General features: G+C 72.6%; 4 protein-coding genes and 1 pseudogene. All 5 read left to right on the forward strand.

All coding sequences use genetic code 11. The annotated features are described in order from the left end of the window. Positions 1 to 210: 210 nt before the first annotated feature. A complete protein-coding gene (locus tag ABZY11_RS10065; RefSeq protein ID WP_356478680.1) occupies positions 211 to 3,825 on the forward strand; it encodes a DUF4132 domain-containing protein in 3,615 nt (1,204 codons plus the stop codon). After that, positions 3,822 to 4,958, forward strand: a complete 1,137-nt coding sequence (locus ABZY11_RS10070; RefSeq protein WP_356478681.1) for an AAA family ATPase — start codon at positions 3,822 to 3,824, stop codon at positions 4,956 to 4,958. Before ABZY11_RS10065 ends, ABZY11_RS10070 begins: the two co-directional genes overlap by 4 nt. Then, positions 4,958 to 7,327 carry a DUF5682 family protein gene (locus ABZY11_RS10075; protein ID WP_356478682.1) on the forward strand — a complete coding sequence of 790 codons (2,370 nt, stop codon included), beginning with the start codon at positions 4,958 to 4,960 and terminating at the stop codon, positions 7,325 to 7,327. The genes ABZY11_RS10070 and ABZY11_RS10075 overlap by 1 nt, the downstream gene beginning before the upstream one ends. Beyond that, on the forward strand, positions 7,324 to 8,517 hold the full coding sequence (locus tag ABZY11_RS10080) for a VWA domain-containing protein (protein WP_356478683.1): 1,194 nt from the start codon (positions 7,324 to 7,326) through the stop codon (positions 8,515 to 8,517). The genes ABZY11_RS10075 and ABZY11_RS10080 overlap by 4 nt, the downstream gene beginning before the upstream one ends. Further along, positions 8,514 to 9,208: pseudogene (locus tag ABZY11_RS10085) on the forward strand (hypothetical protein); the annotation flags it as partial. The gene ABZY11_RS10080 and the pseudogene ABZY11_RS10085, both read left to right, overlap by 4 nt.

Raw genomic sequence — 9,208 nt, forward strand, 5'->3', positions numbered from 1 at the left:
CAGGGGGGTGGCAGGCCGGGCCGGTGCCGTGCTGATCGTCACCGTCCGGAGCCGCCAGGTCCGGGAAAGCGCTCCGCATAGCGGTTGACCTGTTGCTTTACCGACAGGACACCCCGGTCACGCTCCGTTGTCAGTGGTCCGTTCTAGTGTGGCACCACTGATCGAAAAGCCCGCGGCGGAGCGGGCTCCGGGCGGGAAGGGGGCGGAGCTGTGCGCCGCTGGGAATATATCGAGGGCACTGCGTCGAAGTTCTGGGAGACCGAGGCCGAGGGCGCCGTGGTGACGGTGCGCTACGGGCGGTGCGGTAGCGACGGACGTACGCAGACCAAGGAGTACGCGTCGGCCGAGGCCGCAGCGGCGCAGATCGTCAAGACGATCGCGGAGAAGGAGAAGAAGGGGTACCACGAGGTCGGGGCATCCGCTTCGGCCCCTGTTCCGGCCCCCGCTGTTCCGGACGCCACGAAGGCCGCGACCGCCTCCGGTGCGGTTCCGGACGAGGACACGCTCGTGCTCCCCGACGAGGACACCTTCACTCTGCCCGCCAACTGGAAGCGGGTACTCCACCCGCGGCGCGGCGGAGCACGCCGCGGGCCGGGCAAGGTGCGGCGTGAGGCGATCGCCGCGATCGAGGCCGAGCTCGCGGAACAGGACGCCTGGATCCAGGAGTTCGCGGACTCGCCTCGGTCGGACGCCGTGGCGGCCGAAGCGCTGCGCGCACATCTCGACGGAGCCCCCTCACCGGCTGGTGCGGCCGCGCTGACCGCGATCGTCGATTTTCCGGGATGGGCGGACTTCTGGTGCGAACGCTACGGCCTTCCGTTCGCCGCACGGGCCGCGACCGAAGTGTTCTCGGTCGACGCCGACTGGCAGCAGAGCGGCCTCCAGCGCGGCGCGCCCCGGCTGATGGCGCTCCCGGGCCCGCGCCACACGTACTGGGCCGCGCATCACCGATCGCCGATCGACCGGGTCCGTGCCCTGCTCGCCGCTGCCGACGAGGAGACCTACCGGGCGGCGGTCGAGGCGCTGGCCAAGTGCCGCACCGACACCTTGCGCAGGATCATCGTCTCCTATCTGGTACCGAGTGAGACCGACTGGGTCGACGAGCTCTGCGCGGATCCCGCAGTGAGCGCGGAGCAGGACCGCACCCTGCGTGCCATGGTGTTCAGCTCGCTGAACTCGGCCGACCAGATGGCGCTGTTGCCCTACCGCCCCGATTTCACCCACGGTGTCGGGACCATCGCGACGATCGCCGAAGGCGTCGGTCCCGCCATCGCCCCGGCGCTGGCCGACACGCTCGACGGCAACCGCTACTACTCGGACGGTGTGAAGCTCGCCGCCGGGTCTCTGGTGGAGCTGCCCACGGACGAGGCCTTTCTCGGCCTGCTGGCACATGCGGACTCCAAGCATGTCCGCCCCTCGCTCCTCGAAGCCATGCGCCGCTACCCGGTACGTGCGGTGCGCCTGCTGGCCGCCGAGGCGGGCGGCCGTTCGGCTGCGGCGTCCCGGTCCCTGCAATTGCTCCGGACCCATGTCGCCGCCCACCGCGAGCTGCTGTCGCATGCGCTCGGCGAACTCGGCCCCGAGGCCGTGGAGATCGTCGAACCGCTGCTCAACCCGGTCGGTCTGATCGCCGACGCACCGGTGGACGCCCTGCCGGCCGCGCTGACGGCTCCGCCGTGGTCCCGGCCCCGCACCACCGTCACAGCCAAGGCCGTGACCGGTCTGACCGCGGAGTCCGAGCCCCTCCTGGAGTGGCTGCCCGAGGAGCAGGCCGCCTGGGCGGCCACCTCCTCCTGGTACACGACCCAGCGCAACACCGGCGATTTCAACGAGTACATCGACGTCCTGCGCCACAGCCCGGCCGAGGGCGATCTGCGACCGGCCTGGCTGTTCGTCCACGGCGACGAGGAATTGGTCGCCCCGCTGCTCGCCACCTGGGATCCGACCGATCTGTGGGACGGCGAGGACACGCTCAAGCCGATCGCCGCACGCTTCGGCCTGGCCGCACTGCCGATGCTGCTGCGCGTCGTGCCCAGGCAGCCGGCCTCGCTGGCCCCGCTGCTGCTCCCGTTCGTCGATGTGAATGTCGCCCGGCACATGGCGAACTGGGCGGTCCGGCTCAAGTCCACCGGGGCGACGGTCCGTTCCTGGTTCGCCCGGCACGGCATCGCGGCCGCCCCGCTCCTGGTTCCGGACGCCGTGGGCAAGGCGGGCGCCGCACGGCGCGCCGCCGAGCAGGCGCTGACACTGATCGCCACGGCACACGGCGACGACGTGGTGCGCGAGGCCGCCCGTGCGTACGGCGCTCAGGCCGCGGCTGCGGTGGACGCACTGCTGGCCACGGACCCGCTGGAGCGGGCACTGCCCGCCAAGATGCCGGTGCTGCCGGGCTGGGCGGAGCCCTCGCTGCTGCCGCAGATCGTGGTCCGGTCCGGCGGCGCGCTGCCGGTCGCGGCGACGCGCCATGCCCTGACGATGCTGGCGCTGTCGAAGCCCGGTGAGGTGTATCCGGGAATCGCTTCGCTGACCGGGACGGCAGAAGCCGCTTCGCTCGCCGAGTTCGCCTGGGCCCTGTTCGAGCAGTGGCAACTGGCGAACATGCCCGCGAAGGAGTCGTGGGCACTGCACGCGCTGGGGCTGCTGGGTGACGACGAGACGGTCCGCCGGCTCACACCGGTCATCCGTACCTGGCCCGGTGAAGGAGCTCACCACCGGGCCGTGGAAGGTCTCGACGTGCTGGCTTCCGTCGGCAGCGATGTGGCGCTCCTGCATCTGCACGGCATCTCGCAGCGGGTGAAGTTCAAGGCGCTCAAGTTGCGGGCCCAGGAGAAGATCTCCGAGGTCGCCGCGGGGCTGGGGCTGACCGGGGAGCAGCTCTCCGACCGTCTGGTCCCGGACTTCGGCCTGGACGCGGACGGCTCGACCGTCGTCGACTACGGCACCCGTTCGTTCACGGTCGGGTTCGACGAGCAGCTGCGGCCGTACGTACTGGACGGCGACGGCAAGCGCCGCAAGGACCTCCCGAAGCCGGGCGCCCGGGACGACGCGGAGCTCGCCCCCGAGGAACGCAAGCGGTTCATGGCGCTCAAGAAGGATGTCCGGACGGTCGCCTCGGACCAGGTGAGGCGGCTGGAGGCCGCGATGGTCACCGGACGGTCCTGGACGGCCCAGGAGTTCCTGGAGCTGTTCGTCGGCCATCCGCTGCTGTGGCACCTGGTGCGTCGGCTGGTGTGGCTGAGCGAGACGGACGGTGCGGCGCGCACGGCGTTCCGGGTCGCGGAGGACCGTACGTTCGCCGACGCCGAGGACGACGTCTTCGCCCTGCAGGACGACGCGACCGTGCGGCTCGCGCACCCGCTGGACCTCGGCGACGAACTGACCGCCTGGTCCGAGGTGTTCGCCGACTACGAGATCCTGCAGCCGTTCCCGCAGCTCGGGCGGACCGTGCTCACGCTCTCCGAGGAGGAGTCCGCCGGGTACCGGCTCACCCGGTTCGAGGGCCTCAAGGTGCCGACCGGGAAGGTCCTCGGGCTGGAGCGGCGCGGCTGGGAGCGCGGGGCGCCGCAGGACGCCGGGGTGGAGCGCTGGATCTCCAAGCGGCTGAGCGACAACTGCTATCTGGTGATCTCTCTGTACGAAGGCATCGCGGTCGGCGTGGTCGACATGTTCCCCGAACAGATCCTTGAAACGGTCTGGCTCGACAGCCGGCCGAATGACCACTGGGCCAGTCATAGCCACCCGTTCCGTTTCGCCGAGCTCGACGCGGTGACCGTGTCCGAACTCCTCGTCGACCTGGCCGAACTCACCGAGGGCATCGCATCATGACCGCAAGGGAGAAGCCCGGTGCCGGGGCACCGGGCGGCGCGGCGGCGCCGGTGCAGCGGCCCCCGGCCGAAGTGCGGTACGCCGATGAGCTGGCGGCACTGCGGGCGGACGACCGTGATCCGCGTCCGCCGGGCTGGGAGCTGAGCCTGCGTGCGGCGCGCCGGTTCATCATCGGTGACGCGGACGCGGACATCAGCCGGAAGTTCGTCGGCAACCCTTCGCTGGTGGACCGGGCTCTGGTGACACTGGCGACGAGCCGCGGGCTGATGCTGGTCGGAGAGCCGGGCACCGCCAAGTCGCTGCTTTCCGAACTGATCGCGGCCGCGGTCAGCGGCGACTCGACGCTGACGGTGCAGGGCGGCGCGGCCACCACCGAGGACCAGATCAAGTACGGCTGGAATTACGCGCTGCTGGTCGCCGAGGGGCCCTCCACCCGGTCGCTCGTCCCGGCCCCGATGCTGCGCGGCATGGCCGAGGGCAGGCTCGTCCGGTTCGAGGAGATCACCCGCTGCCCGCTGGAGGTGCAGGACTCGTTGCTGTCGCTGCTCTCCGAGCGCGTGGTGGCGATCCCCGAGCTGACCGGTCCCGACGGCATGGTCTTCGCCCGGCAGGGCTTCAATGTGATCGCCACGGCCAACACCCGGGACCGGGGCGTCAACGAGATGAGTGCGGCGCTCAAGCGGCGGTTCAACTTCGAGACGGTCTTCCCGATCCCCGACCTGGACACCGAACTGGCCCTGGTGGAGGCCGAGGTGACGACCCTGCTGCGACGCTCCGGAGTGGAGCCGCCGCCGGACCGGGACGTGCTGGAGGTCCTGGTCGGTACGTTCCGGGAGCTGCGTGCGGGGGCCGGCGAGAAGGGCGGCCCGGGTGCCGGCCCGGACCGACCCTCGGCGGTGATGAGTACGGCGGAGGCCGTATCCGTGGCCCACGCGGTGGGGGTGCGCGGCTGGTTCCTGCGCGGCGAGCCGGGCAGTGCCGCCGATGTGGTGGCGTGTCTGGCGGGTACGGCGGCGAAGGACAGCCCGGAGGACCTGGCCCGGTTGCGCCGCTATCTGGAGCAGCAGGTGCCGCGCCGTCGCGGACCGCAGTGGAAGGCCCTGCACGACGCGCGCCATCTGCTGGCCGACTGATGTCCGCGGTGTTCCTGGGGGTGCGTCACCACTCCCCCGCCTGCGCCCGGCTCGTCGAGCGGACCATCGCGGAGCTCCGGCCCGCCCAGGTGCTGATCGAGGGCCCTGCCGAGATGAACGGACGGCTGGACGAGCTGTTGCTCGGGCATCTGCTGCCGGTCGCGGTGTTCAGCCACTACCGCGACGGGCAGCGGGCCGCGACGTCCTGGGCCCCGCTGTGCGACTACTCGCCGGAGTGGGTCGCGCTGCGGGCGGGGCGGGCGGCCGGGGCGGAGGTCCGCTTCATCGATCTGCCGGCCTGGCATCCGGCATTCGCCGAGCGCACCAACCGCTATGCCGACGCGGAGGCCCGCTACGCGGAGGCGACGGAGCGGCTGTGCCGGCACTTCGCGGTGGACTCCTCCGACGCCCTGTGGGACCGCCTGTTCGAGGTCGAGCCGGACGACGGTCTCGCCGAGCGACTCGACGCGTATTTCGCGCTGGTCCGCGGTGACGCGGAGGCCGACGCGGGCGACCTCGCGCGGGAGACGTACATGGCCGCGTGGGTGCGGGCGGCGGTGGAGGCGGCCGGGGACCGGCCGGTTCTGGTGGTCACCGGTGGCTTCCACCAGCCGGCGCTCCGTTCGCTCACCGGATCCGGGGCGCCGAGCGGGGCGGACCCAGACGGCTGGGAGCGGGCCGCGGACGGGTGGCCGCTGGTGCCCGCCCCGCCGGACGACGCCCTGGCCGGGAGTTTCCTCGTGCCGTACTCCTTCCGGCAGTTGGACGCGTTCGCCGGGTACCAGTCGGGGATGCCGTCGCCCGGCTACTACCAGCAGGTGTGGGAGGCGGGCCCCGAGGCCGCGGCGGACGGCTTGGTGCGCGTGGTCGTCGAGCGGCTGCGGGCGCGGAAGTTCCCGGTGTCCACCGCCGATCTGATCGCCGCCCGGAGCCTGGCCCAGGGGCTCACGGCGCTGCGCGGCCATCCGCGCCCCGCCCGGATCGATGTGCTGGACGGCCTGGCGGGCGCCCTGATCACGGACGACCTGGACCGCCCGCTGCCGTGGACGAGCCGGGGCACGCTGACGGCGGGTTCCCACCCCGCGGTCGTCGAGATGGTCGCGGCCTGCGGTGGCGACCGGACCGGGCGGCTGCACCCCGACACTCCGGCGCCGCCCCTGGTGCATGACGTGGCGGCGCGGCTGGCCGGGCTGGAGCTGGACGGCGGCCCGGAGGCCACCTACCGCCTCGATCTCACGGACGCCGCCGACCTGGAACGCAGCCGGGTGCTTCACTGCCTGCGGGTGCTGGGGATTCCCGGCCAGGTGCGGGCCTCCGGTCCCGCGCACGGTGTCGACCCGGTGTTCACCGAACGCTGGGAAGCGCAGTCCGTCGTGGGGCGCGAGGCCGCGCTGGTGGAAGCGGGGGCTTACGGAGCGACACTGGCCGAGGCGGCAGCTGTCGCGCTCACCGAGCGGACGCGCATTGCCGCGGCGGAGGCCGATGACCCGGCGGGGGCGCTGTTCGACGCCGTGCTGTGCGGGATGAACGGCTTCTCGGAGCAACTGCTCGGCGAACTCGCCTCCTGTGTACGCGAGTTGAAGCTCACCGGCCCGCTCGGGGACATCCTCGCCACGGCTCTTGGGCTGTGGCGGCACGACCGGGTGTTCGGCATGGCGCGCGGTCCGCTGCTCGCCGCCGTGATCGACGGGGCGACGGAGCGGTTGCTGTGGCTCCTGGAGGGTGCGCGCGGCTCGTCGGGGGTGGACTTCCCCCGGCTGCGGGCCGTGGTCGGGGTGCGCGACGCGGTGCTGCACGCACCGGAGTTGCTCTCCGTCACCCGGGAGACCGCGGCCGGGATCGCCCTCCGGATCGCCGGCGACCCGGAGGCGCCGATCGATCTGCGCGGGGCCGCGTTCGGACTGTACCGCTCCCTCGGGCAGGTCCCGGGAGGCCCGGAGGCATCCGGAGATCCGGCCGAGGCGGTGCGTACGGTGGCGAGGGCCGGTACGGACGCGCTCGGCGACTGGCTGGCCGGGCTGTTCGCGCTCGCCCGCGACGAGGTGACCGGCACGGTGGGGAACGACGACGACGGCGGAACGGGCGGCGGCGCGGAGTCGCTGATCGATGTGCTGGACAGCCTGGTCCGTGCGCTGTCCGACGACGCGTTCCTGTCCGGGCTGCCCGCTCTGCGTCAGGCCTTCGCGTTCTTCCCGCCGCGCGAGCGGGACCGGATCGCCGGCCGCCTGCTGGAACGGCGCGGAGTGCGCGGCTCCTCGCGTTCCCTGCTGCGGACCACCGCGGACCCCCTGCTGATCGCCCGGGCCCGCGCCCTGGAGGAGTCAGTGTCCCGACTGCTGGCCCGCTACGAACTGGAAGCCACCCCATGACCACGCCCGAACAAGCCCCCGGCCGGGCACCCCTGTCCGAGGAAGGTCCCGGCACGGCTCCCGACGCGGGGCTGGAACGCTGGCGGCTGGTCCTCGGGGCCGCCGCAGAACGGCACACCGGACAGCTGGGTCCGGGCAACGCCGGGCGGGACGCCGCACTCGACTGGCTCTACGGCCGCGACCCCGAGCTCGCCCGGCGAGGGGTACGCCGTTCCGGTTCCGCCCCTCGGGAGGGCGGCGACGGCCCGTCCGCGCTGACCGCGGTCGACTGGCTCGACGACGTCCACCGGCTCTTCCCGAAGGAGACCATCGAGCGCCTGGAACGGGACGCCGTCGAGAAGTACGGCATCCAGGAGATCGTCACCGACCCCGCAGTGCTGGAGCGGGTCGAGCCGAGCCAGACGCTGCTGCGGGCCGTGCTGCGCACCAAGCATCTGATGAATCCACAGGTGCTGCGGCTGGCCCGGCGCATCGTCGAGTCGGTGGTGAAAGACCTCCTGGCCAGGCTCCAGCCGGAGATCCGCCGGGCGTTTCACGGCACCCGCTCCCGCAAGCCCAGCCGGGTCGCGCCGGCGAGGGACTTCGACTTCCGGCAGACCGTGAAGGCCAACCTCGCCCACTACCAGCCGGCCGAACGGCGCCTTCTCATCGAGCGCGCCCACTTCCACTCCCGCACCCGGCGCCATGTGACGCAGTGGCAGCTGATCCTGCTGGTCGACCAGTCGGGCTCGATGGCCGGATCGGTCATCCACTCCGCGGTGACCGCCGCGTGTCTGTGGGGCCTGCCCGGTCTGAAGACGCACTTGGTCGCCTTCGACACCCAGGTGGTGGACCTGACCTCCGACGTGACCGATCCGGTGGAGCTGCTGATGCGGGTCCAACTGGGGGGCGGCACCGACATCGCACGGGCCGTGGAGTACGGCGCGGGTCTGGTGGAGAACCCGCGGCGCACCATCGTCGCGCTGGTCACCGACTTCTACGAGGGCGGCGACCCCTACCGGCTGGTGCGGGCGGTGCGGGGGCTGGTGGAGCAGGGCTCGACCGTGCTGGGGCTGGCCGCGCTCGACGAGGACGCCGACCCGGTGTACGACCGTCTGATGGCCGGGCGGCTCGCCTCGGCCGGGGCGCACGTCGGGGCGATGACACCGGGCCGTCTCGCCGAGTTCGTCGCCGAGAGGCTGGGCCGATGACCGACACGAGGACCGGCGCCGCCGTGCGCCCCGATCTGCTCGCCCTCACTCCGGAGACGCTCGCGGCGCTCGCCAACCGCGGCCTGGTCAAACGCGCCACGAAGGAGCTGGACGCGGGGACGGGGCCCGCGCTCACGACCGATCCCGACACCACGGTGCGGGCCAGGTTCGACGACGGCACCACCACGGCGCTGCCGCCCGGCACCGGTCTGGACGAGGGCAGTTGCAGCTGCGCCGCACCGGGAGTGTGCCGCCACCTCATCGCCCTGGTGCTGGCCCATCAGCGCAGCGCCGGGGCCGATCCGGCCGGCACCCCCGCCGCGTTCACCGACTGGTCCCCCGGCAGCACCGACGACGCGGCGCTCACCGACGCCGTCGGCACCCGTCCGGTCACGGCGGCGCGACGCACCTTCGAGCGCGGTTACGCCGCCGTTGTGCACCGCCCGTCCCCCGATCACCCCGAGCCCCGGGTCGAGCTCCCCACCTGCACGGTGCGCTTCCCGGTCCCCGGGGAGATCGCGTACGCGTTGACGGACGCGGCCGCCGCGCTGCGCGGTGAGGTGGTGGCGCTCGCGGTATGGGCGTTCCGGGCCGCCGACGCATCGGGGACCGAGGAGCGTTCCTCCGCCGGCGGCAGTGTCGGGAACTGCGACACGTGGATCACGTACAGCTCACCCAACTACGGAAACGC

Source organism: Streptomyces sp. NPDC006510, from assembly GCF_040611955.1.
Taxonomy (GTDB): Bacteria; Actinomycetota; Actinomycetes; order Streptomycetales; family Streptomycetaceae; genus Streptomyces.

What these genes read in the sequence shown, in the direction of transcription:
- ABZY11_RS10080 (WP_356478683.1), top strand. Translation starts at nt 7,324, where the DNA reads ATGACCACGCCCGAACAAGCCCCCGGCCGGGCACCCCTGTCCGAGGAA.
- ABZY11_RS10075 (WP_356478682.1), top strand. Translation starts at nt 4,958, where the DNA reads ATGTCCGCGGTGTTCCTGGGGGTGCGTCACCACTCCCCCGCCTGCGCC.
- ABZY11_RS10070 (WP_356478681.1), top strand. Translation starts at nt 3,822, where the DNA reads ATGACCGCAAGGGAGAAGCCCGGTGCCGGGGCACCGGGCGGCGCGGCG.